This is a genomic window from Pandoraea sp. NE5, from assembly GCF_024363545.1.
In the GTDB taxonomy this organism is placed as follows: Bacteria; Pseudomonadota; Gammaproteobacteria; order Burkholderiales; family Burkholderiaceae; genus Pandoraea; species Pandoraea cepalis.
The window spans coordinates 4,513,496-4,535,799 of sequence record NZ_AP025517.1 but is presented as its reverse complement, the minus strand read 5'-3'; the positions used below and the strand labels follow the sequence as shown (position 1 = coordinate 4,535,799).

General features: G+C 62.5%; 19 protein-coding genes and 3 tRNA genes. 8 read left to right on the top strand and 14 right to left on the bottom strand.

Features of this window, described 5'->3' with window-relative positions:
• Window positions 1-63 precede the first annotated feature (63 nt).
• Together PanNE5_RS20495 and PanNE5_RS20490 are read left to right on the top strand one after the other, a co-directional pair.
• The gene (locus tag PanNE5_RS20495; protein ID WP_261938727.1) at window positions 64-1,050 is read left to right on the top strand and encodes an EAL domain-containing protein; all 987 of its coding nucleotides are present in this window, start codon (window positions 64-66) and stop codon (window positions 1,048-1,050) included.
• The gene (locus PanNE5_RS20490) at window positions 956-2,599 is read left to right on the top strand and encodes a diguanylate cyclase domain-containing protein (RefSeq protein ID WP_261938726.1); all 1,644 of its coding nucleotides are present in this window, start codon (window positions 956-958) and stop codon (window positions 2,597-2,599) included. Before PanNE5_RS20495 ends, PanNE5_RS20490 begins: the two co-directional genes overlap by 95 nt.
• A 14-nt stretch (window positions 2,600-2,613) precedes the next feature.
• Here PanNE5_RS20490 and PanNE5_RS20485 read toward each other — a convergent pair whose 3' ends face one another.
• Window positions 2,614-4,065 carry a PLP-dependent aminotransferase family protein gene (locus PanNE5_RS20485; RefSeq protein ID WP_261938725.1) on the bottom strand — a complete coding sequence of 484 codons (1,452 nt, stop codon included), beginning with the start codon at window positions 4,063-4,065 and terminating at the stop codon, window positions 2,614-2,616.
• A gap of 248 nt (window positions 4,066-4,313) precedes the next feature.
• Between PanNE5_RS20485 and PanNE5_RS20480 the strand changes: the two genes are divergently transcribed.
• The 3 genes from PanNE5_RS20480 (at window position 4,314) to fghA (ending at window position 8,734) form a co-directional block, all read left to right on the top strand.
• A complete protein-coding gene (locus PanNE5_RS20480) occupies window positions 4,314-5,870 on the top strand; it encodes an EAL domain-containing protein (protein WP_261938724.1) in 1,557 nt (518 codons plus the stop codon).
• A 65-nt stretch (window positions 5,871-5,935) separates the two neighbouring features.
• The gene (locus PanNE5_RS20475; protein ID WP_261938723.1) at window positions 5,936-7,408 is read left to right on the top strand and encodes a PLP-dependent aminotransferase family protein; all 1,473 of its coding nucleotides are present in this window, start codon (window positions 5,936-5,938) and stop codon (window positions 7,406-7,408) included.
• Window positions 7,409-7,879: 471 nt separating this feature from the next.
• Entirely contained in the window at window positions 7,880-8,734 is an 855-nt protein-coding gene (gene fghA, locus PanNE5_RS20470; RefSeq protein ID WP_017232354.1) for an S-formylglutathione hydrolase, read from the top strand.
• A gap of 163 nt (window positions 8,735-8,897) precedes the next feature.
• Here fghA and fusA read toward each other — a convergent pair whose 3' ends face one another.
• From fusA to PanNE5_RS20450, 4 genes are all read right to left on the bottom strand, one after another.
• On the bottom strand, window positions 8,898-10,994 hold the full coding sequence (gene fusA / locus PanNE5_RS20465; RefSeq protein ID WP_017232355.1) for an elongation factor G: 2,097 nt from the start codon (window positions 10,992-10,994) through the stop codon (window positions 8,898-8,900).
• Between the two features lie 219 nt (window positions 10,995-11,213).
• Window positions 11,214-12,860, bottom strand: coding sequence for a methyl-accepting chemotaxis protein (locus PanNE5_RS20460; RefSeq protein ID WP_261938722.1), 1,647 nt, complete (start codon window positions 12,858-12,860; stop codon window positions 11,214-11,216).
• 313 nt (window positions 12,861-13,173) lie between these two features.
• Entirely contained in the window at window positions 13,174-14,298 is a 1,125-nt protein-coding gene (locus PanNE5_RS20455; RefSeq protein WP_261938721.1) for an exo-alpha-sialidase, read from the bottom strand.
• 72 nt (window positions 14,299-14,370) lie between these two features.
• Window positions 14,371-14,640 carry a MoaD/ThiS family protein gene (locus tag PanNE5_RS20450; RefSeq protein WP_026131863.1) on the bottom strand — a complete coding sequence of 90 codons (270 nt, stop codon included), beginning with the start codon at window positions 14,638-14,640 and terminating at the stop codon, window positions 14,371-14,373.
• 359 nt (window positions 14,641-14,999) lie between these two features.
• Here PanNE5_RS20450 and PanNE5_RS20445 point away from each other — a divergent pair, with 359 nt between their 5' ends.
• Window positions 15,000-15,362, top strand: a complete 363-nt coding sequence (locus tag PanNE5_RS20445) for a hypothetical protein (RefSeq protein ID WP_150564495.1) — start codon at window positions 15,000-15,002, stop codon at window positions 15,360-15,362.
• A gap of 27 nt (window positions 15,363-15,389) precedes the next feature.
• Here PanNE5_RS20445 and PanNE5_RS20440 read toward each other — a convergent pair whose 3' ends face one another.
• The 9 genes from PanNE5_RS20440 to PanNE5_RS20400 form a co-directional block, all read right to left on the bottom strand.
• Entirely contained in the window at window positions 15,390-15,578 is a 189-nt protein-coding gene (locus tag PanNE5_RS20440) for a glycine zipper 2TM domain-containing protein (RefSeq protein WP_150564494.1), read from the bottom strand.
• A 199-nt stretch (window positions 15,579-15,777) separates the two neighbouring features.
• Window positions 15,778-15,853, bottom strand: a tRNA-Lys gene (locus tag PanNE5_RS20435).
• 55 nt (window positions 15,854-15,908) lie between these two features.
• A tRNA-Lys gene (locus tag PanNE5_RS20430) sits at window positions 15,909-15,984 on the bottom strand.
• Between the two features lie 57 nt (window positions 15,985-16,041).
• Window positions 16,042-16,117, bottom strand: a tRNA-Lys gene (locus PanNE5_RS20425).
• A 71-nt stretch (window positions 16,118-16,188) separates the two neighbouring features.
• Window positions 16,189-16,374, bottom strand: coding sequence for a hypothetical protein (locus tag PanNE5_RS20420; RefSeq protein ID WP_017233511.1), 186 nt, complete (start codon window positions 16,372-16,374; stop codon window positions 16,189-16,191).
• A gap of 183 nt (window positions 16,375-16,557) precedes the next feature.
• Window positions 16,558-16,797, bottom strand: a complete 240-nt coding sequence (locus PanNE5_RS20415; RefSeq protein ID WP_017233512.1) for a hypothetical protein — start codon at window positions 16,795-16,797, stop codon at window positions 16,558-16,560.
• A 435-nt stretch (window positions 16,798-17,232) separates the two neighbouring features.
• Window positions 17,233-17,565: a DUF4148 domain-containing protein gene (locus PanNE5_RS20410; protein WP_261938720.1), complete on the bottom strand. Its 333-nt coding sequence runs from the start codon at window positions 17,563-17,565 to the stop codon at window positions 17,233-17,235.
• A 250-nt stretch (window positions 17,566-17,815) separates the two neighbouring features.
• On the bottom strand, window positions 17,816-18,433 hold the full coding sequence (locus PanNE5_RS20405) for a LysE family translocator (RefSeq protein WP_017233514.1): 618 nt from the start codon (window positions 18,431-18,433) through the stop codon (window positions 17,816-17,818).
• Between the two features lie 107 nt (window positions 18,434-18,540).
• Window positions 18,541-19,008 (bottom strand): rhodanese-like domain-containing protein, encoded by a 468-nt coding sequence (locus tag PanNE5_RS20400; RefSeq protein WP_150563608.1) that lies wholly within the window; start codon window positions 19,006-19,008, stop codon window positions 18,541-18,543.
• A 463-nt stretch (window positions 19,009-19,471) separates the two neighbouring features.
• On the opposite strand from PanNE5_RS20400, the gene glnA reads away from it, so the two are divergent.
• Window positions 19,472-20,887, top strand: coding sequence for a type I glutamate--ammonia ligase (glnA, locus tag PanNE5_RS20395; protein WP_017233517.1), 1,416 nt, complete (start codon window positions 19,472-19,474; stop codon window positions 20,885-20,887).
• A 241-nt stretch (window positions 20,888-21,128) separates the two neighbouring features.
• A complete protein-coding gene (gene glnL / locus PanNE5_RS20390) occupies window positions 21,129-22,259 on the top strand; it encodes a nitrogen regulation protein NR(II) (protein WP_157211433.1) in 1,131 nt (376 codons plus the stop codon).
• Window positions 22,260-22,304 lie beyond the last annotated feature (45 nt).

The window sequence follows — 22,304 nt, the reverse complement described above, 5'->3', positions numbered from 1 at the left end:
TGATACGTGACTGCTACTCGTTTTGGGATCGCAGCCAGGTCATAGTTCGCAACTACGATAACCGTGCGAAAAGAACGCCATGCGATTTTTGCAACGCTACACAGCACGAATACGCTGGCTGCGACCTATATATTCGACGAGCATCCCGACGCGGCGGTGACTGTCGTCGTTGCGTCGAGCCTGGCGGGCTTCCTCGCGGCCAGCCTGTTCGCCGCTCACGCCGCCGTCGTTCTGCTTTTCGCACTATCTGCTTGCGACGCGATTGTGTACGTTGGCTATTGCGTTCACCCAAAAGCGAGATTGCGGCGCGCGGTGCGCATCGGTCTTCGCCGTGGTGAGTTCCATGTCGTTTATCAGCCCATTGTGGACATGTGCATGCGACATTGCGTGGGCGTGGAAGCGCTGCTCCGGTGGGGCCATCCAAAGTTCGGCGCCGCGGGGCCGGGGCAGTTCATTGGGAAGCTCGAAGGCTCGCGGCTGCTCGGCGCGTTGACCCGTTTCGTGCTGCGCGAGGCGACTAACGCACTGAGCCAGCCGCCGTTCCCCCAGCACTGGCATATATCGGTCAACGTCTGCGCGCGGCATCTGATGAAGGACGGCTTTGTCGAGGATGTCTGCGAGTCCGCCGGTCCGATGCTGGAGCGCCTCATTTTGGAACTCACCGAGCGCAGTTGCGTCGAGCGTACGCCGCGGGTTGTCACGGCCCTTGGCCACTTAAGGCAACGCGCCGTACACCTGTCACTCGACGATTTCGGTACAGGCGTCACCAATTTTGACTTGCTCGCGGACTTCCGGTTCGATTACGTGAAAGTAGACCGGCGTTTTCTAGCCATGCGTGGCGATGCGCGCATCCAGTTTCTGAAGTCGGTCGCTGCAACGGAACGTCGTATTCCATGTGGCGACTTACTATGGCCGGACGCTCCAATGCGAGGAACCGTTTGTCGTCAGGGATACATTGTCCGATGCGGAGCTTGCGCAGGGGCCACTGGCAACCCACCACTTTGGAATCCGTTTTTTCGCAGGCATTGCGCTGCGTCTACCGTGCGGTAAACCCATCGGTATGCTATGTGTGATGCACTCGATGCCGCGGCGTTTCACGCGCCAACAGCGTCAGATGCTGGCAGACCTGGGGCAAATGCTCGAGCACGAAATTGGCCTGCGCAAGCTGGACAGCGCTGATCGCTTGCAGGTGCTTCGGGCGATCGACCGGCTTCAGACCCAGCACACGCTTTACGTCGAGACGTTCCATCGGACTCCAGTCGCTATCGCACATATCGGAAGGGACTGGGAGTGGCGACACATGAATGATGCCTGCGTGAAATTCTTCGCGCACTCGCGCGCTCCGCTGACGAAAACGAACATACGCGATCTGCTGGATGCGAGCGACCGGACCAGGTTTGAGCAGGCCGTGCAGTCCCTGGATATTCGTAGCCGGGGGGGCGAGGTCCTGACACTCGACGTAACGTTCAGGTTGCGCAACAAGCAAAGAAAGCCAGCGCGAGTGCAGGTGGCACGGAGGCAGACGACGTCGGCCCGCGACGGCGGCTGGCTGTTTGTCATTCATGATACCCAGGCGGAGCAACAGGAAAAAGCCGCGCGCGATGCGCGGGAGGCTGCGTTGCATCGGGGAGCCCATGAGGCCTCGGAAGGTCTGCGCAAGGCGCATGAGCAACTGACGAGCGCCGAGCGACAATTGGGAGCCACGCGCGTGGATTTGCGCGCTATCGCTGACAATCTGCCGGCGCTGGTCGCGTACGTCGACGGTGAGCGACGTTATCGGTTCGCCAACTCAACCTATCGCGAGTGGCTGGGGTTGGACCCCGAGGAGATCGTGGGACGGCTCACCCACGAGGTTCTCGACGCTGATTTTTTTGCTGCCATCGAGCCGTACGTCCAGCGCGTGCTCAGCGGCGAAAGGGTCGAGTACGAGGTTGGAGCGACGCTTAACGGGAGCCAACGTGTCCTGCGTGGTGTGATGGTGCCGCGTCGTGTCCATGATCAGGCGGATGATGGGTACTGCCTGCTGGTGCAGGATGTGACTGAGCGAAGGGCGTTGCTCGATCGCCTGCGGCACCAGGCATTCCACGACGCGCTGACCGGCCTGCCGAACAGACGCTCGTTCTTCGAGAGGCTCGATGAGGCGTGCGCAGCAGGCAGCGACGGTGTGGCGGCCATCATGTTTATCGACCTGGACGGCTTCAAGGCTGTCAACGATACCTACGGGCATCAGTGCGGCGACGAAGTCCTGGTTGAAACCGCGCGCCGGATAAGCCGCTGCGTGCGTGGCGGGGATCTGGTTGCGCGGCACGCCGGGGATGAGTTCACCGTGCTGCTGGCCGGCCCTGCCATCGATCACGCTGCACTGGAGAGAATTGCACGGGCGATCCTGCTGACACTGAGCCAGCCCATAACGTTTGGGGCGAAGGTCGTCAGGTTATCAGCCAGTATCGGCATGCTACTGCGCGGCCAGGCAGCGTCGTTAAGTGGCGAAGCCCTGTTACGTGCGGCGGATGCCGCGATGTATCGTGCGAAAGTCGCAGGCAAGGCGCGTATTGTCGTGCATGAGATTCACGATTCACCGGCCGGCGTGCCGGGTTGAGATCGACGTCCGTATCATGCCGGCCGAACCGGACCGGCAAGCCTGGCGCCGCAACGCGATTCATCAGCGCACAGGGCACCTAGTGTCGCAACCGCATTCTCGAGCCGCGCTGACCATGGGTATCCATAGTTCAGTCGTACACGGTGCCGGAAGGCGCCGTCCGCTGAGAAGATAGGTCCGGGCGCGACGCTGATGCCACTGCTGAGCGCAGCCTGGAAGAACTGTATCGAGTCTACGTGGTCCGGAAGCGTTACCCAGGTGAAATAACCGCCGTCGGACTTGGTGGCTAGGGTATCGGCCGGGAAGTACCGGCTGATCGCGTCAAGCATCTGCGATTGCTGATGGGCCAACTCGCGACGTAGTTTTTTAAGAAATCGTTCGTAGCCGCCGTGCTCCAGATAGTCGGCGATTGCGCGCTGGGCCGGCATGCTGGCCGATAGCGTGGTCATCCATTTCGCACGTTCCAGCCTGCCCGCGAACCTTCCGGCTGCCGCCCAGCCGATACGATATCCGGGGGCAAGGCACTTCGAAAACGATCCACAATGGATGACAAGACCTTTCCGGTCAAAGAATTTGGCCGGACGCACCGGGTCCGGGCCAAAATGCAGTTCGTGGTAGACGTCATCCTCAATGAGCGGCACGTCGTGTTTGGCGAGCAGATCAACCAGCGCCTGCTTTCTGGAATCGACCAGCGTCACTCCGGTCGGATTGTGGAACGAGGTCATGAACCAGCAGGCCCGAACCGGATGCTGCTGCAGCGCCCGCGCTAGCGCATCCAGATCATGACCCTTCACCGGGTCGACGGGAATCTCCACTACGTTCAGCCTCAAACGCTCGATAGCCTGCAGCGCTGCGTAAAACGTCGGCTTTTCGATCACGATCACATCGCCTGGCGCGGCCAGCAACTGGGCGCTGAGCGTCAGGGCTTCGAGTGCACCGCTCGTAATGACGATCTCATCGACAGGCACCATCATCCCCGACATCAGGTAACGCAACGAAATCTGCTGGCGCAATCCTTCAAACCCCGGCGGCAGGCCGTCAACCATGCTGGCCAGGTGCGTTGAGCGATTGACAGTCGCGCATGACTTTCCGACACGTGCCATTGGAAGCAACGTAGGGCTCAGAAACGCTGAACCCAATGGGACAGTCTCGGGCTGCCTGATCGTCTCGAGTACCTCAAAGACAAGGTCGCTGATATTGACGGTCTTCGGATCGGCACCCGGCGAGGTCCGGGGCCTTTGCCGCGGTAATGCTCCGGTAGTCGGCGACACGAAATAGCCTGAGCGCGGGCGCGCCTTGATCACGCCCCTGTCTTCGAGCAGGTAGTAGGCGCGAAATACCGTCGCGGGGCTCACGTCCCATGCCTTGCAAGCCGAGCGAACCGAAGGAATACGCGCGCCGGGTGGCAGATCACCGCGCTTGATGAGCTCACTGATTTGTTCGGCTAACCGCTCGTACCGTTTCAACGGGTGCTCCTTACGGAAAACACGATTTCGGGCATCGGACCGGCCCCGCCAGCACACACGCCTAACCTCGGAAGATAGCCACTTCTCAATCTGATACGGCCATTCTTTCGCAATCTGCTTCTATTGCGGACGCACACACGCTGGCAAAGTGCGGCCCAGACAGGCTCCACTGCCTTCGAAGTTTCGCCGACGCGAAGCGGTCCGATCCATAACGATTTTTCAAGCCGAATTCTTTTAGTGATAGACCAATGGCATTTGGGTTCCCTGTATCAAAAATCAGGCGCAGCGCGTTCGTCGCGCTCGGTCGTGCCTCGGAACAAGGGTTGACAGTCATCCTGGTCATCTGCGCAGGCACCACACTTGCTCTTGCAGATCCGGCCGACACCCGCTCTAGTCGCATTCATACGCTTGAACATAACGACTGGCAACCATTGACGGACAGGCTCGCCGACCCACCCGCGCCCCCGATTCGCTTTGGCGCACCCTGCGCGTCCATTGTACGGTTGCCCGTTGTTCCCGCAGCCCTTGTCGGCCCGGTCGCCGGCCCGGTGCCTGTGCTAACGAATACCTGCGATTCGCTGAAGGATGCGCGTGAAGTTGTCATTGGAACTACTGCTGTAAGGGCCCATGCAGAGGCGAACCTTGCGACGCTGCTCAGCGACGTGCGGTGGCAAATCAGCGGCCAGGCAGCGGCAGAACGAAATGGCCTTCTAGCCTCTGACGCGCTGGTGGGTAGCACGTCGCGGGCCGACCTGGCGAAGCAATCGCCGGAACCGCCGACAATGCCGGTCTCGGACTGCTCATTGGGTGCGGATTGTGAAACCCGGGCGAACTCGCCTTGGATCGAGGCCGACACGCTCGCCCCGGCGCGGCCGTCGGCAAGCGCAGCGACACAGCGCGCCTCAGCATGGACCCTATCGGGCTTTGTATTGTGGCCGATCCTGGTGGCGGTGCTGGTCGTCGTTGTCGGCTGGGCCCTCAAGCGGTGGTTTCGCTACGACAAGTCGCTCCTGCGTGCTGCGCGTGCAGGGCTACGTCGCGGCGAATTCCACCTTGAGTACCAACCGGTCGTTGGCGTGAGGCGGGCCAGGTGCGTGGGCGTCGACGCCCTGTTGCGTTGGGACAACCAGAAGTACGGCGCGCTGGGCCCGGCTCACTATATGGACGTCATCGAGAAGAGTAGTTTGATCGGACCGGTGACACGTTTTGTCCTGTCGCGCGCCGCCCAGGAGTTGCGGGAAATCGGTGCTCCAAAATCGCTCTACCTCGGCGTTACAGCGCCCGCGTCTTACTTGGTAAGTTCTGCGTTCCTCGCGCACCTTGGCGACGTTGGTTCCCTCGGTCTTCCCCCGTTGATGCTAAAGATCGGGGCGGGCAGCGCGAGGAAGTTCAAAAACCGACTCATCCCGATGATGGCGCGGGCGCGTGAAATAGGCGTGCGTTTTGCCCTGTCGGTCGCGCGGCCTGCTGACGTTGAACCTGAACTGCCGGCAGCGATGACCTTTGAGATGGTAAAGATTGACAGGCGCGTGCTGGGAATGAATCCCGATGAGCGATCCCGACACATCGGTACTTTGACGCGCATGGGCCATGAGATGGGCGCCGTGGTCGTGGTCGAAGGCATTGAGAACTCGGCGCATCACAACGTCGCACGCGCGAACCGTGTCGAGTATGGTCAAGGGTTTTTCTACAGCCGTGCGCTCGGCGCCAGCCGGCTGAAGGTACTTTTCGAGACCGCCAGCGCCGCGTCCAAAAAGCCGGCTGGCGCCGCAACCGCGCTCAGTTGGCGGGGTCGGAATTTCTGAACGACGCGTTCCACCCTCAACCGGGGCAGAGCGGAATAGCTCCATTTGGTTGGCATAACACAATAATGAAGCGCTATCTCCAATTGGCGGCGGAGTTCGAAAGTCTGATGCTGAACGGTACGCTTGAACCCGGTGTGCGACTCCCGTCGGTGCGCCGGGCGAGCAGTTCGTATCGCGTGAGTCCTTCAACCGTTTTCCATGCTTACTACACCCTCGAACGACGAGGCCTGATCGTCGCAAGACCTCGCTCGGGCTATTTCGTCGCAAGCGGGCCCGCGTCAACGAAAGCCTTAACCCTCGTTTCGAAGCACAGTGTTGAGGACGTGGGTGGTGACAGCCTGACTATCCGCTTCATGAGGGCTCAACGTCGATGCGCGCATCCGTGGCTTGGCTCTTCCGAGCCATGTGCCAAGCTGTTCCCGTTTAGCCGGATTGCGCGCGCTTTGGCTGCAGCAATTCGGAGGATGGCGAGTTCCCGGAACGCCTTGTCGGCGGGAGAGGTAGAAGCGGATCTGCGTCGCCAGATCGCCCTGCGCTACGTTGTCACAGGTGTTGCGGTCCCAATCGAAGAGGTTGTTGTGACGAGTGGCGCGCTCGACGCAACGATGCTTTGTCTGCAGGTTCTGACTCGGCCTGGCGACACCATCGCAATTGAACGGCCTGCTTTCCACGCCGTGCGAGATGTGGTTAAGCGCCTCCGTCTTAAGGCCGTGGAAATCCCTGTCGATCCACACCATGGACTCGACCTCGGCGTATTAGAGGAGGCGTTGCGGCAGCGTCCGGTACGGGCTTGCTGGTTTATGACGACACTGCATCAGCCAACAGGCGCGACGCTCTCCGATGAACGGAAGCAGGCACTTGTGAGGCTACTGGCCATATATGGCGTGCCGCTGATCGAGGACGACGTATTCCGCGAACTGCATTTCGGTTTGACGCCGGCGTATCCGGCGAAGCGCTTCGATGCCAAAGGTCTCGTGCTGCACTGCGGGTCGTTCTCGACGAGCCTTGCGCCGGGCCTGCACCTCGGTTGGGTAGCCGCGGGGCGCTACGCCAGGAGAATTGAGCACGCGCGTTGGCTGACAATGGACCCGGCGTCTGTGCCCGTGCAATGCGCAATTGCGGGCCTCCTTGAACATGGGGATTACGACCGGCTGCTGCGTAAGCTGCGCCGCGAACTGGCGTCCCTTCAGACACGGATGGTGGCCGCTGTCGTAAAGTACTTCCCCAAAGGGACACTGGTGGTCCGGCCGCCGGGCGGATTCTTCCTTTGGGTGCAACTTCCAGAAGGCGTAGGGGCAGTGCAGTTGTTCGAAATGGCCGAAGCGCACGAAATCGCGATAGCACCCGGTGCAATTTTTTCACGCGATAGCGAATTTCGCCGTCACATCCGGATTAACTATGGACGTCCGTGGACCCGGGACGTTGAAAAGGAGATACACACTTTGGGCACGCTGGCGAGGCGAGCCGTGGCTGAGCAACGGGCGGCCAGGCATGCGGGGCGTGAAGGCGCGGAAGCAATGGCAGGCGAGGCGCCGTGATCGATGGCGATGCCGGCGGAGCGAAGCGCCTCCGGAGCTACCTGCCACCTGCATGCGGCGGTGATTGGCCCGGGGGCGGTGGAAGTAGTTGTTCTACCGCTGGAGACGAATTCGCTGGCCCGATCAATCGATGTCGCCAGGCCGGAGCAGGCCGGAGCGTCGACATTCGACGTACCACGGTGGCAGCATTTTCGCCTGAGCTTCAGCCCAGTTCCACAATCGTTGGCAACGTGGTGGCACAGCAACTTAACACGGACTTTGGCTTCGGTATCATCAGGTCGCCTGAACGAACGTCTGCGCGACATCGCGACCGTCATGCAACCCGCTAGAATGAACATCGCGCACCCCACGCACCTCGCCGATGTCACCTGTCGCCTCGCGAGGTAAGATAGCGGCCATCATCGCAATGGTTGCCCCGCTCCCGGCGGCGCGGCGCCATGGCCGACTTCCCGAACCCTCCCGGATTTCGTCATGCTCGAACTCATTTCCGAACACCGTTGTTTCGGTGGTGCGCAACGCTTCTATCGCCACACGTCGACTGTCATCGGCCTGCCGATGCGTTTCTCGGTGTTCATCCCGCCTCAGGCGCGTGACGGCCGGGCGGTGCCGGCGCTGTTCTATCTCGCGGGGCTTACCTGCACGGAAGAAACGTTCATGATCAAGGGCGGCGCGCAATGGCTCGCCGCAGAACACGGCGTGGCGCTGATTGCGCCCGACACCAGCCCGCGTGGTGCTGGCGTGCCGGGCGAGACCGATGCCTGGGATTTCGGCGTCGGCGCCGGCTTCTATCTCGATGCGACACAGGCACCTTGGTCGGCGCACTATCGCATGTACAGCTATATCGTCGACGAACTCTACGGCGTGGTGACGCAATCGCTGCCGATCGATGCGGGACGGATCGGCATCTTCGGCCACTCCATGGGCGGGCATGGTGCCCTGACGCTAGCACTGCGCAACCCTGACAAATTCCGCTCGGTGTCGGCATTCGCGCCGATCGCGGCGCCAACGCGTTGCCCATGGGGCGAGAAGGCATTCGCGGGATATCTGGGCGCGGATCGCGAGACATGGCGTCAGTATGACGCCAGCGAACTGATGGCGAAGGCCGGGCAGGTGGTGTTTCCCGGCGGCATCCTGATCGATCAGGGCTTGAACGATCAATTCCTCGAATCACAACTGCATCCGCACCTCTTCGAGCGCGCCTGCCAGGATGCCGGTCAGCCGCTGAACCTGCGGCGCCACCCCGGCTACGACCACGGCTACTACTTCATTCAGACCTTCATGGCGGATCATCTGTCGCATCACGCCGAGCATCTGCGCACTTACTGACCGCGCCCGTGCCCGCGACGCCCGATTCTCTCGGGCCGATCACGCCTTATGACGGAGCGGCAGTCAGCGCGTTAGCGAGCGCGACAGCCGGATAACGACATCGGGCGCGGCGGTCAATCCTGACCCGCCGCGCCTGACACCGCGCTCGACATCCGATGACGCATTACTTCTTGGTCGAAATAATCGCGTCGGCCACGTTCCTCGGCGCTTCGGCGTAGTGTTTGAATTCCATTGTGTACGTGGCGCGCCCTTGCGTGAGCGAGCGCAACGAGGTCGAGTAACCGAACATTTCTGACAGCGGCACCTCGGCGCGTACGATCTTGCCGCCGCCCACGATGTCATCCATACCCTGCAACATGCCGCGACGACCGGACAGGTCGCCCATCACGTTGCCCATGAACTCTTCGGGCGTCTCGACTTCGACCGCCATCATCGGCTCGAGCAGCACCGGGTCGGCGCGGCGCATCGCCTCCTTGAACGCCATCGAGCCCGCCATGCGGAACGCGTTTTCGTTCGAGTCCACGTCATGGTATGACCCGAACGTGAGCGTAACCTTCACGTTGACGACCGGATAGCCGGCCACCACGCCGTTGTTCAGCGTCTCGCGAATGCCCTTGTCCACGGCCGGGATAAACTCGCGTGGCACCACGCCGCCCTTGATCGCATCGACGAATTCATACGGCTTTTCCTTGTCCGGCTCCAGCGTGATGACCACGTCGCCATACTGGCCGCGTCCGCCCGACTGCTTGACGAACTTGCCCTGCACGTCTTCGATTTTCTTGCGCACCGTTTCGCGATAGGCAACCTGCGGCTTGCCGACGGTCGCCTCCACGCCGAACTCGCGGCGCATGCGATCGACCAGAATTTCGAGGTGCAGCTCGCCCATGCCCGAGATGATCGTCTGGCCCGATTCTTCGTCGGTCTTCACGCGGAACGACGGGTCTTCCTGCGCCAGCCGATTCAGGGCGAGGCCCATCTTCTCCTGGTCTGCCTTGGTCTTGGGCTCGACCGCCTGCGAAATCACGGGCTCGGGGAATTCCATCTTCTCCAGAATGATCACGGCGTTCGGATCGCACAGCGTGTCGCCAGTCGTCGCTTCCTTCAGACCGACCGCCGCGGCGATATCTCCCGCCCGCACTTCCTTGATCTCGATGCGTTGATTGGCGTGCATCTGCAAGATACGCCCCAAGCGTTCCTTCTTGTCCTTGGTCGGATTGAAGACGGTGGCGCCCGAGTCGATCACGCCCGAGTACACGCGGAAGAAGATCAACTGGCCGACGAACGGGTCCGTCATGATCTTGAAGGCGAGGGCGGAGAAGGGCTCGTCGTCCGACGGGTGGCGTTCGATCTCCTTGTCGTCTTCGTCGTGACCGGCGATGGCGGGCACGTCGACGGGCGACGGCAGGTAATCGATCACAGCGTCGAGCATGGCCTGCACGCCCTTGTTCTTGAACGCGGTGCCGCACAACATCGGCACGATTTCACCCGCGACGGTACGCTTGCGCAGCCCCTGCCGGATCTCGGCCTCGGTCAGCGTATCGCCGCCAAGATACTTTTCGAGCAGCGCCTCATCGGCCTCGGCGGCGGCTTCGATCATCTTGTCGTGCCATTCCTGCGCCGTGTCCTTGAGATTGGCCGGAATGTCGACGTATTCGAACTTCACGCCCTTCGATTCCTCATCCCAGACGATGCCTTTCATCTTCACGAGATCGACCACGCCCTGGAAATTGTCCTCGGCGCCGATCGGAATCTGGATGGGCACGGCATTGCCGCGCAGACGCTCGTGAATCTGCTTGTGCACGCGGAAGAAGTCGGCACCCACGCGGTCCATCTTGTTGACGAACGCGATGCGCGGCACCTTGTACTTGTTGGCTTGCCGCCAGACGGTCTCGGACTGCGGTTGCACACCGCCGACCGAATCGTAGACCATGCAGGCGCCGTCGAGCACGCGCATCGAGCGCTCGACTTCAATCGTGAAGTCGACGTGGCCCGGCGTGTCGATGATGTTGATGCGGTGTTCGGGATAGTTGCCGGCCATGCCGCGCCAGAAGCAGGTCGTCGCGGCAGACGTGATCGTGATGCCGCGCTCTTGTTCCTGCTCCATCCAGTCCATCGTGGCAGCGCCTTCGTGGACTTCGCCCAGCTTGTGGTTGACGCCTGTGTAGAACAGGATGCGCTCGGTCGTCGTTGTCTTGCCAGCGTCGATGTGAGCACTGATGCCGATGTTTCGGTAGCGCTCGATGGGGGTCTTTCGGGCCACGGTACACCTCTTTTCCAGACGGTGGGAAAAAGCATAGCAGCAGCCATCATACTCCAATGTCTCCATGCCGCGCTGAGCGTGACATCGGCTGGAAGCCCAGCAGGCATGGGGGTTTGCGCCGGCCGGCGGCACCGCCTGCGGGCGGGCGCGGCGCCTCGCCGGCACGCCCCAGCGGCACGGCCGGAACGGCGAAGGCGCCGATGATGCCGATGATGCCGATTACGCGGTATGGCGCGCCCGGGCGAACGCCAGCACGTCGCCCAGCGGGCCGTTGGCGGCCGTCTGGGCGGGGGCGTCGAGCATGGACGTGACGAGGTCGCCATCGGTCAGCCGGAACACGGCGACGGCGTCGCGCAGATAGCGCGCCTGATCTTCCAACGACCCGGCGGCCGCCGTGGCCTGCTCGACGAGCGCGGCATTTTGCTGCGTGACCTGGTCCATCTGCATGACGGCGGTGTTGACCTGCTCGATGCCGCCCGATTGCTCGCTCGATGCCGCCGAGATTTCGCCCATGATGTCGGTCACGCGCTGCACGGCCTGCACGATTTCCGCCATCGTGCGACCGGCGTCGCGCACTTGTGCCGAGCCGTCTTCGACCTTGTCGACGGACGTCTCGATGAGCGTCTTGATCTCCTTGGCCGCGGCGGCGCTGCGTTGGGCTAGCGTGCGCACTTCGCCCGCCACGACGGCGAAACCGCGACCCTGCTCGCCGGCACGCGCCGCTTCGACGGCGGCGTTCAGGGCGAGGATATTGGTCTGGAAGGCAATGCCGTCGATCACGCCAATGATGTCGTTGATCTTCGTCGAGCTGGCCGCAATCCCCTGCATCGAGGCGACCGCACGTTCGACCACCCGGCCGCCTTCACCGGCGATTTCCGACGCGTTCGCGGCCAATTGGCTGGCTTGCCGCGCGTTATCGGCGTTCTGGCGCACGGTGGCCGTCAACTCTTCCATCGACGAGGCGGTCTCTTCCAGGGATGCGGCCTGCTCTTCGGTGCGGGACGATAGATCCGTGTTGCCGGCAAGCAATTGCCCCGATGCTGAGGCGATGGCGGCTGTGCCGTGTCGCACGCGTCGCACAATGTGTTCCAGACTTTCATTCATGTGTTTGAGTGCGCCCATCAATTGGCCCGTCTCGTCGCGGCTGGTCACATCGATGCGACTCGTGAGATCGCCCTGTGCCACGCGCTCGGCCACGGCCACGGCGCGCGCGAGCGGACGCGTGATGCTGCGCGTGACCGACCAGGCGGCGCCGATGCCCAGGAGGGTTGCCGCTGCACCGATGGCGATGAGCAGCCATTTGGCGAAGACGATGCCGGCGCGCGTTGTGGCGCCGGTGTCGTCGACGATCTTTTTCTGGAGCGTGACCAGTTCGGCGGCTTCGGCCTGCATGGCGTCGAGCGCGGGGAGGGCGTCGCGATGGGTGAGGTCCAGCGCCAAGTCTCGCTCGCCCGAGGTCAATGCGGCGAGCATCGCACGACGTGCCGTCACAAACGCGTCGTTGTGTTGCCGGATCGAGGTCATCAATTGTTTGCCGTGCGCCGACACCACGTATTTGTCGAGCACGGCCTGCGCCTCGGCGATCCGGCTGAGATTGGCGTCGATACGCTGGTTGATGGTGTTGCGTTGCGCGGCGTCGGTGATCGTGAAGATCTCCAGCATGCGGCGGCCGTTGCCACGCACCATGGCATCGATGCTGTGTGCCGCATCGGCCTTGACCCACGCGCTGGTGAGCAGTTCTTCGTTATCGCGCTCGATGGCGACGAAGCGCATCAGGGTGATGACAAGCATGGTCAACAACAGGGCTAGCAACGTGCCGAAACCGATGGCCAGTCGGGTTCGGATTTTCAGGTCGGCGATTCGCATTCGGGTGACTCCGTTTAGGGATGGGATGCCTGGACGACAAGGGTGACGTTGTGGCCCACTTGCGTTGCGAGGCCGGGTTGCCGATCGCTGCGCGGTGCGTGCCGACGCTCAGCAGGAAGCACGACGCGACCTTGGCACACGCACCGACATCGGGGCGTGCGCCACGCCAAGCAACGCGTGACGGGGGGATCAATGAAGCCAGTTCGCCTATCTCTATCTACGACGCGAAACGCGCTAACTGAAGGTTTCCTTCAGCAAAACGGGCGAGGGCGCGGCGACGAGACGCTCGGCATGTCGAACGACAAGACGCCCGCTACACGAAGCGCACGGCGTAGATAGGGGGCAAGTGCGTGGACAGGCATTGCCACTGCTCGCCTGCGTTGTCGCTGACCCACAGCGCGCCGGTGGTCGAGCCCATGGCGAGCGAGTGGCCGGTGGCGTCGATATCCAGGCCGTGGCGATAGATCAGATCGTAGGACGGCACCTCCGGCAGTCCGTGCGAGAGCGATGTAAACGACTCGCCGCCATCGCGCGTGCGAATGACGACGAGACGGGCGTCGACCGGCATGCGACAGGCATCGCGCTGGGCGGGTACGAACCACGCGACATCGGGGTCGTGCGGATCGACGGCGACAGCAAAACCAAAACTCGACGGTGACGCTTGAATCCGCCGCCACGAGGCGCCGTAGTCGAGGCTGCGGAAGATGCCGTTGTGATGCTGTGCCCACAGGGCGTTGGGGGCGTCGCGGCATTGCACGAGACGGTGGACGTCCTGCGCATTCGGATCGAGGCGTCGTTCGGGCGGCATGTAATCGGCTTCCATGCCGCTGGCCGCCAAAGCCCAGCTGTGTCCGTCGTCACGTGTGCGCCAGACGCCGCCGGTCGAGATGGCGACGCTCACCTGTCGGCTGTCGCGTGGATCGATACAGATCGAATGAATGCCGGGGTGATCGTAGCCGCCCCCCATCCATTCGGCGCGCTCGGGGCGATCCCACAAGCTTTGCACCAGTGTCCAGGTGCGGCCTCGGTCGTGGGAGCGGAAGAGGCCACCGGGAATCGTGCCTGCCCACAGAACGCCGGGGGCGTCGGGCCCCGCGGCTTCGAGCGACCAGAGCAGGGAGACCGATGGTGCCGACAACGCCTGCGCATCGTTCGCCGATGCTTCGGACTGCTCTATTTCTGGGGCGAAGGCCGGCGGTGAGAGTTCGGTCCACTCGCTCGCGTCGCGTTCGCGGCACCAGAGCTTCACGCCGAAGTGACCCAGATTGAGCGCGGCGTAATCGGTGCCGTCGCGCGGGTCGCGCAGCACCATGCTCACGGGCTCGCCGGGAAAGTCGGGCGCGCTCGACTTCAGGCGCCAGACGGCGTCCTCACGCTGCCATGTGAACAATCCCTTGCGGGTGGCAACCAGCAACGTGGCTCCGGTGACGTGTTTCACGATCTGCCTCCTTGGCTCGCGCGAGTCTTGTTCGATGCTCGCGCATTCATCCGCCGCTCCCGCCGTGCTCCCTTATCCGCCCGAGAGCGCCTGGGCGACATACACGCGGCTGGCGTCGTTCAGTGTGTCGCCCAGCGTGTGTCGGTCGCGGATCAGCCGGCCATCGACAAAGACTGCGACGTGCGCACGCAATCGTCCCTGATCGTTGAACAGGTAGCCGCGCAACTCGGGCGTGAGCGTCACGCATTGCGCGAGCACGGCATGGACGGTCGGTCCATCGATGCATTGATCGTCAACGCAGACGTGGCGCTGAATTGCGGGTGCGAAGGTGACGGTCGCCATGTCCTGGTTTCGCGGATGCCGTTGCGGCCAACGGATCCATCTTCCGAAGAGAACGAGACCTTCAGTGTAGACAATGCGGATCGCTTGCATGGTGTGCAGTGCAGCACTGTTGTGCATTCGCCGCGCTATGTTTGCCGGAAGATAGCGGGCTCATCGTCCCTTGCGGCCAATCATGAGGCGAGAGGGCGCGGTTTGGTTTCCTTTGCATGACGAGCAGCGAGTATCGAGTCTCGTGGGGCGTCGTCGTAGGGTGTGGCATCGCATATCGGACACTCCCCATCCCACTTCACCGCGTTATTGTTCACCATTATCGGAGTGCCCGCGAGCGCAGTGCCGCAGGCAAACTCCAGGAGGGAGCAATGGCAAAGAACCGAGGAAAAGACATTGGCATGGGACGCTGGTCCGATGCGGCGATCAAGCGTCAGTGGCGCTTGCACAAGGCGGGCGAGGCATCGCAGAAGGAGGACTTGACGGTCAGGCGGCCGCCGGAGATGGCGAGGTGTGAAGGCTACTTCGTATGGAGCGGCCGTCAGGCGGCGTTTATCGGTCGGCACGACGGCGCGTTAAAGCATGGCGCGCGTCATTACGCGACCTGCACGGCGCAGGCCAAGCGCTATGCGAATGTGGCGGAGGCCCGGGCGGCGGCAGATGCCTTGGTGGGCGCGGTGCTGATCATGTACGGCTACGCCGCCAACTCCCCACTCTATGCCGTGGGGCGATGACGGCGTGCGCCGGGCCGAGCGGCAACGTTACTTGCCCAACTCGTGCCCGATGACCCCGCCGACGACCGCGCCGCCGATGGTGCCGGCGGTGCTGCCGCCGGTGGCTTCGTGCCCGATGACCCCACCCGCGGCGGCGCCGCCCAGCGTGCAGCCGACGAGGGACGAGCCCATCGCGAGTGCCGTGATGACAACGAGAATCGACTTCGTCGTATTCATGATGCGTCTCCTGAAGCATGAGGTGGCCGTGCGACCCGCAACGACGTGAATCCAGCTTAGATGGCACGCGTTTCGCGGACTATCGGTCGCGACTGAATTGACTGTAGGAATCGGACGACAGGGGATGACCGGCAGGATGCGGAGCATGGGCGGGCAGAAACGACGAAGGCCGCACAGCGTGCGGCCTTCGTCATGCATCTGGTGGGGCGTGAGTGACTCGAACACTCGACCTACGGATTAAGAGTCCGCTGCTCTACCAACTGAGCTAACGCCCCGGTGCTGCCGGGAACAAAAAAGGCTGCACGCGGCGCAGCCTTCGCTGTCGTACTTTGGTGGGGCGTGAGTGACTCGAACACTCGACCTACGGATTAAGAGTCCGCTGCTCTACCAACTGAGCTAACGCCCCGATGCTACCGGGAATAAAAAAGGCTGCACGGCGTAGCAGCCTTTTTCAGAATTCGTTTGGTGGGGCGTGAGTGACTCGAACACTCGACCTACGGATTAAGAGTCCGCTGCTCTACCAACTGAGCTAACGCCCCAACGAGACCGAGATAATATCGGCTCTTCCGTAAGGGGTCAACCCTTAATGGTGAAAATCCGCAAAAACGACTTATGTCAGGAGGGGTACCAGCTCGAACGCCAGCACGGCAAGCACCGCGCCGACGACAACGAGTAGCGAGCGCCAGCACATTCGAACGGCGCCTTTGCAGGGCATGGCGCCGACAGCGATCGCGCCGAATGCGGCGATCGCAAACATGCTCATGAGTTCCGCGTTGGAAAGGTGGGGCACGATCATCGCCGGTCTCCCTGCCGCTATTGCGCGAGTCAAATCATGTTTCAAGTATAGAAAACGGCCCCGTCCAAGCAAAGCGGCGCGGCAACCGGGATTTCCCCAGTGGCCGCGCCGCGCGTTGTTGCGATGCGATCTGTCCGAAACGTTCGATTCACTCGATCCAGGCGCAGCAAACGATCCTCAACGTTATTCGGGCAGATCGAGAATCAGCACGATCGTCCATGCGTCGTCGCCCTCGTGGTGGTACTGACGCTCCACCACGATAAACGGTTGCTTCTTGTCGCCTTGGCCGAGGAACAGCACGTCGCCTTCGGCTGGCATGCATTCGATCGGCGGCAGCGCGAGAGGGGTGCCCTTGGGGACGAGTTTTTCGGCCTTCTTCGCTGCGCGTTCGGTCCACTCGATATCGAATTCGATCTGACTCACCGGATGATCCTGTCTATGCAAAATGAAACGGCTGCATGGTAGCACGCAGCTTGCGCGACTCAAGAAAAAAGCCCGCGCCTTGGGCTGGGCGCGGGCGAAGGTCCCATGCGCTCGCGGGAGCGCATGGCGACAGGAGAGGCGCCCGTGGGGAAACCGTCGGTGCCCGCCCAACCAGAGGGGAAGTGTTCTGGACGAGCGGGCGTGCCGGTTGCCCGGTCAGGCTCAGGCGCGTGCCTGTCGGCGGGACAATACGAGGTGACGCAACACAGGCTGGCGATGCCGTCCTGCCTGTGTGCGTCACGTCGTGCTGCCGGGGTACGGCAGCACGACGAGGGACGGCGCGTGCGGCGCGGCTCGGAGGGAGGCTGAGAGCGGCGACCGACGCTGTCGATTGAGCGCTGCGGCGTGCCGCGATGCTCAGCGAGGGCTCAAGGCTTACGGATTCGAGTACTTCATTTCGCCGTTCTGGCGTGCGCGCACGAGATCGTCATACACCTGGGCGCGCGTCTTGCCCGGCGCTTGATTGGGCTGCATCGTGGCGAGCACGGGATACTCGTAATCGTTCTGCGGAATCAGGCCCTGCGCGCGGGCATCGACCAATTCCTGGCGAACCTGCTCGCGCGAGACCTGCGAGGTTTGCGACACCCACGCGAATTGTGAACCCTCGGGATAGGCATCGCTGCTCCGACCCGCCTGTGCGAAGGCGGCTCCGGCGGCGGTGACCATCAAGACCGACATCACGGCTGAGGCGATGTGCTTGCGATTCATGACGTTGACTCCTGTCTTTCTCAGTTGCGGGGGCGCGCAATGCATCGGTACCGGCGTTCGCTTTCGTAGGCTTCGGTATGCGTTGTGTGCGACCGTTGAAGACAGTCTAGGCGTCTGGCTATCACGGAAAAATGGCAATTGAGGGAATAAATACTTCCGGGAATCGCAACAATGCGCGACGTGCGCCCAAAAAAAACGCCACCCGCAGGTGGCGATCACGACGTAGCGGCGATGGCTGCGGGTGTTGCGTTCAGCGCGTCGCGATGACGACGGCGGCGCCGGCCATCACCGTGCCGGTCGCGCGATTCAGACGTCGCACGGCGCGCGCCGAACTGAGCAGTCGGCGCGCGCGGGCAGCGAGCGCGATGTAGCTGCCGAACACGAGCGCGAGAACGCTCAGCGTAACGCCCACGATTTCGAGGTAGCCGAGCGCTGTCACCCGTTGCAGATCGAGCAGATTGGGCAGCAGGGCGAAGTAGAACACGACGACCTTCGGGTTGCCCATCGTGACCGACAGTCCTCCGAGAAACAGACGCCACGATTGCTCGCGCGGCGCGGCGGCCATCGGTTCCGCGGGCGCGGTGACCGGTGCGTGCCACATCTTCCAGGCCAGGTAGAGCAAGTAGGCGGCGCCGGCGTATTTGATCGCGAGAAACACGCCCGCGAAGGTATGGGCCAGTGCGGCGACGCCCAGCACGGCAAGCGTCAGCCACACGACATCGCCGATCGCCACGCCTGTTGTGAACGCGATGGCGCCCTGCGTACCGCGTCCGAGCACGCGCGCCACAATGGCCGCGATGCCCGGCCCGGGCGTGCCGGCGCCGACGAACAGGGCGAGGGCGAACGTAAGTAAAGGGGTCCACTCCATCTCAGTGTTTCCTCGCGATTGAGACGTTCAGCGTTGTCTGGAAACGTGCCGACGCGCGCGCCTCGACGGGGGCTCCTGTGCGCTCATTTGCACACAGAAATGCCCACTCAGGCGCCGAGCCAAGGCAGTCCACGAAAGCACCAGCCGCTCACCGTCTTTCGATGGCCGGCCTTGTCCTTGTCGCCCTCGAAGCCTTCGAGAATGTCGAACGACTGCGTGTAACCGGCTTCATAGGCGACCTTGGCCGCGGCCTTCGAGCGGGCGGCGCTGCGACACAGAAACAACAGCGGCGTGGTCTTGTCCGGCGTCTGGGAAGCGAGTTGCTCGAGGAAGTGTTCGTTGGGCACGCCTCCTGGGTATCGAACCCATTCGACGTTGGCGTATTGACCATCGGGTACCTGCGGGCGGCCGACCCAGTCGAGTTCGGCGCGCGTGCGCACGTCGATCAGGCGAACGTTGGCATCGGCGCCAAGCAGTGCCAGGGCTTCGTCCGGCGTCACGGCGCCTGCGTAGGCGAGCTGAGCGCTCGCGCGGCGTTGGGAGGCTTGCTCGAGAATGGCTTTGGCGCTTGTCATGGGGCTGTGATCTCGTTGAACGATGATTGTGCTTTATTCTAGCGTGCCCTTCGTGCGCGAGGCGCGTTACGTGTTGCGTGGCATCGGGATTGGCCGGCGCGCAGCCAGTGTTTGGCCGCGCGTGATGGCGGTGCAGGGCGACGCACAATTTCGGTTCGCGCCGATCGGTGGCGGGCACCAAAAAAGTGCATAATCGCAAAATGCACCAATGCAGTGATGTTTCGGTGCGCGTTGCACCGAATCGGGGAATTGTGGCCCGTGAGCGGGGATTCCAGGCTGGACGCACCAGAATGGAATATTCGCTTAGAAATCAGAGGGCGAGGGTCAGGGAGGGCAGGGTGATGGGTTGTTGGCACGCTTCCTGCTTATCACTGGCGAATCCGAACACGGAGTTCGTTAAGACGGTACGGCGACGCGGGCGATAAGCGCCAGCAGCGCCAGATTGAATCTTTCGGGAGATAGCATGAGCAAATCTGTGGCAGATGTGATGAATCTGGTTAAGGAAGAAGACGTCAAGTTCGTCGACTTCCGCTTTACCGATACGCGCGGCAAGGAACAACACGTCTCGGTGCCGGTGTCGCACTTCGACGCTGACAAGTTCGAGAGCGGCCACGCTTTCGACGGTTCGTCGATTGCTGGCTGGAAGGGCATCGAAGCCTCGGACATGCTGCTCGTGCCGGACGCGAACACTGCCTATATCGACCCGTTCTACGAAGAAAACACGCTGGTGCTGACCTGCGACGTGATCGAGCCGGCCGATGGCAAGGGCTACGACCGCGATCCGCGTTCCATCGCCAAGCGCGCTGAAGCCTACCTGAAGAGCACGGGCCTGGGCGACACCGCCTTCTTCGGTCCGGAGCCGGAATTCTTCATTTTCGACTCGGTGCAGTGGAGCACGGACATGTCCGGCTCGTTCGTCCGCGTGAATTCTGAAGAAGCCCCGTGGTCGTCGGCGAAGGACTTCGAAGGCGGCAACACCGGCCACCGTCCGGGCGTGAAGGGCGGTTACTTCCCGGTCGCACCGGTCGATTCGTTCCAGGACATGCGCTCGGAAATGTGCCTGTTGCTCGAGCAACTGGGCGTGCCGGTCGAAGTGCACCACCACGAAGTGGCGGGTCAGGGCCAGAACGAAATCGGCACGAAGTTCTCGACGCTGGTCGAGCGCGCCGACTGGACGCAGATTCTGAAGTACGTGGTGCACAACGTGGCACACAGCTACGGCAAGACGGCAACGTTCATGCCGAAGCCGATCGTGGGCGACAACGGCTCGGGCATGCACATCCACCAGTCGGTCTGGAAGGATGGTCAGAACCTGTTCGCCGGTAACGGCTACGGTGGTCTGTCGGAGTTCGCGCTGTATTACATCGGCGGCATTATCAAGCACGCACGTGCCCTGAACGCGATCACGAACCCGTCGACCAACTCGTACAAGCGTCTGGTGCCGCACTTCGAAGCACCGGTGAAGCTGGCCTACTCGGCCCGTAACCGTTCGGCCTCGATCCGCATTCCGTACGTTGCCAACCCGAAGGGTCGCCGCATCGAAGCGCGCTTCCCGGATCCGATGGCCAACCCGTACCTGGCCTTCTCGGCCATGCTGATGGCGGGTCTGGATGGCGTGCAGAACAAGATCCACCCGGGCGAAGCTGCCGACAAGAACCTGTACGACCTGCCGCCGGAAGAAGACGCAAAGATCCCGACCGTGTGCTCGAGCCTCGAACAGGCGCTGGAATACCTGAACGAAGACCGCGAGTTCCTGACCCGTGGTGGCGTGTTCACGGATGGCATGCTCGATTCGTACATCGCGTTGAAGACGGACGAAGCGCGTCGTATCGCCATGACCACGCACCCGCTCGAGTTCGAACTGTACTACTCGCTGTAATTGAATCGCTGCGCAGGGAATGCGCCGGCATGACGGAACGCCAGCGGCCGACCGTCATGCTCGACAGGCAAGGGGGATGGCCGCGGCCGTCCCCCTTTTTTATCCGCAGCGCGCATTCGCCACGTAGCCAGCCATGAACCTCTCGCCTCGATCCTTAATGAACAGTGTCCGTGCCGGTGGGAAAGGGCAGACGAAGCGCGCCGAGCACGCCGCTGCCGCGGAAGATCCCCATGCCGCCGAGATGACCCCCGACGCCGCCGGCCATACGACTGCGTTGCCGCCGGGCGTCGATCCGTGGGAAGCCAGGCTCGCGGCGACGGGCGTGTTGCCCGGTCTCGAAGCGTTGCCGACCGTCTTGCTGGTGCTTGAGAAGCAATCACTGCGTGTCGTGTTTGCCAACCCGGCCGCCGAGGCGCTGCTCGCGCTTTCGCGCCGTTCGCTGTCGCAAATGACGTGGAACGACGTCTTCACGAACGGCGAGGTGCTCGCGTCGACGATGGCCGATCTCATCGCCAACCGCTTTCAGACGACGCGCCTCGATTTGGTGCTCGAGCGCACCGCGCAGGAGCCTCTGCACACGCATGCGATTGTTGCCGCCCCCGAGGCCGCCCCCGATTTCGTGATCGTCGAGCTGATCGAGAACGAACAGAAGATCAAGAACGAGCGTGAAGAGCGCATCATCGATCAGGCGCTGATGAACAAACAGCTTATCCGCAACCTGGCGCACGAAATCAAGAACCCGCTGGGCGGGATTCGCGGCGCGGCGCAGTTGCTGGAGTTCGAGCTGGATCAGCGTGAGCTGCGCGAGTACACGCAGGTCATCATCAAGGAGTCCGACAGACTTCAGACGCTGGTCGACCGCCTGCTCGAGCCGCACCGTCATCCGTTCATTGCCACCGACGTCAACATCCATGAGGTATGCGAGCGCGTGCGGTCGGTGGTGCTCGCCGAGTTTCCGCAGGGGCTGTCGATCGAGCGCGACTACGATGTGAGCCTGCCCGACTTTCGTGGCGACAAGGAACAACTCATTCAAGCCCTGCTCAACATCGTGCGCAATGGTGCCGAAGCGCTGCGCGGGCAGATTGCACGCGGCGATGCGCGCATCGTCCTGCGCACGCGAGTGGCGCGAAAGATCACGATTGCCAAACGTTTGCACAAGCTGGCATTGGAATTGCATGTGATCGACAACGGGCCAGGCATTCCCGCCGACATTCGTGACCGCATTTTCTATCCGCTCGTCTCCGGGCGCGAAGGGGGGAGCGGTCTGGGACTCACACTGGCGCAGTCGTTCGTGCAGCGCCACGAGGGTTTGATCGAATGCGAAAGCCGGCCCGGACGGACGGATTTCCGAATCCTGCTGCCCCTGGGCTGAAGCGGCCCTCACGCCGTCGGCCGTAGCACCTGCGGCCGGGCATAG

Coding starts and splice junctions, on each gene's coding strand:
- PanNE5_RS20410 (WP_261938720.1), bottom strand. CDS start 17,565: ATGAATCGCAAGCACATCGCCTCAGCCGTGATGTCGGTCTTGATGGTC.
- PanNE5_RS20400 (WP_150563608.1), bottom strand. CDS start 19,008: ATGACAAGCGCCAAAGCCATTCTCGAGCAAGCCTCCCAACGCCGCGCG.
- PanNE5_RS20480 (WP_261938724.1), top strand. CDS start 4,314: ATGGCATTTGGGTTCCCTGTATCAAAAATCAGGCGCAGCGCGTTCGTC.
- PanNE5_RS20450 (WP_026131863.1), bottom strand. CDS start 14,640: ATGGCGACCGTCACCTTCGCACCCGCAATTCAGCGCCACGTCTGCGTT.
- glnA (WP_017233517.1), top strand. CDS start 19,472: ATGAGCAAATCTGTGGCAGATGTGATGAATCTGGTTAAGGAAGAAGAC.
- fghA (WP_017232354.1), top strand. CDS start 7,880: ATGCTCGAACTCATTTCCGAACACCGTTGTTTCGGTGGTGCGCAACGC.
- PanNE5_RS20460 (WP_261938722.1), bottom strand. CDS start 12,860: ATGCGAATCGCCGACCTGAAAATCCGAACCCGACTGGCCATCGGTTTC.
- glnL (WP_157211433.1), top strand. CDS start 21,129: ATGACCCCCGACGCCGCCGGCCATACGACTGCGTTGCCGCCGGGCGTC.
- PanNE5_RS20420 (WP_017233511.1), bottom strand. CDS start 16,374: ATGATCGTGCCCCACCTTTCCAACGCGGAACTCATGAGCATGTTTGCG.
- PanNE5_RS20475 (WP_261938723.1), top strand. CDS start 5,936: ATGAAGCGCTATCTCCAATTGGCGGCGGAGTTCGAAAGTCTGATGCTG.
- PanNE5_RS20405 (WP_017233514.1), bottom strand. CDS start 18,433: ATGGAGTGGACCCCTTTACTTACGTTCGCCCTCGCCCTGTTCGTCGGC.
- PanNE5_RS20445 (WP_150564495.1), top strand. CDS start 15,000: ATGGCAAAGAACCGAGGAAAAGACATTGGCATGGGACGCTGGTCCGAT.
- PanNE5_RS20440 (WP_150564494.1), bottom strand. CDS start 15,578: ATGAATACGACGAAGTCGATTCTCGTTGTCATCACGGCACTCGCGATG.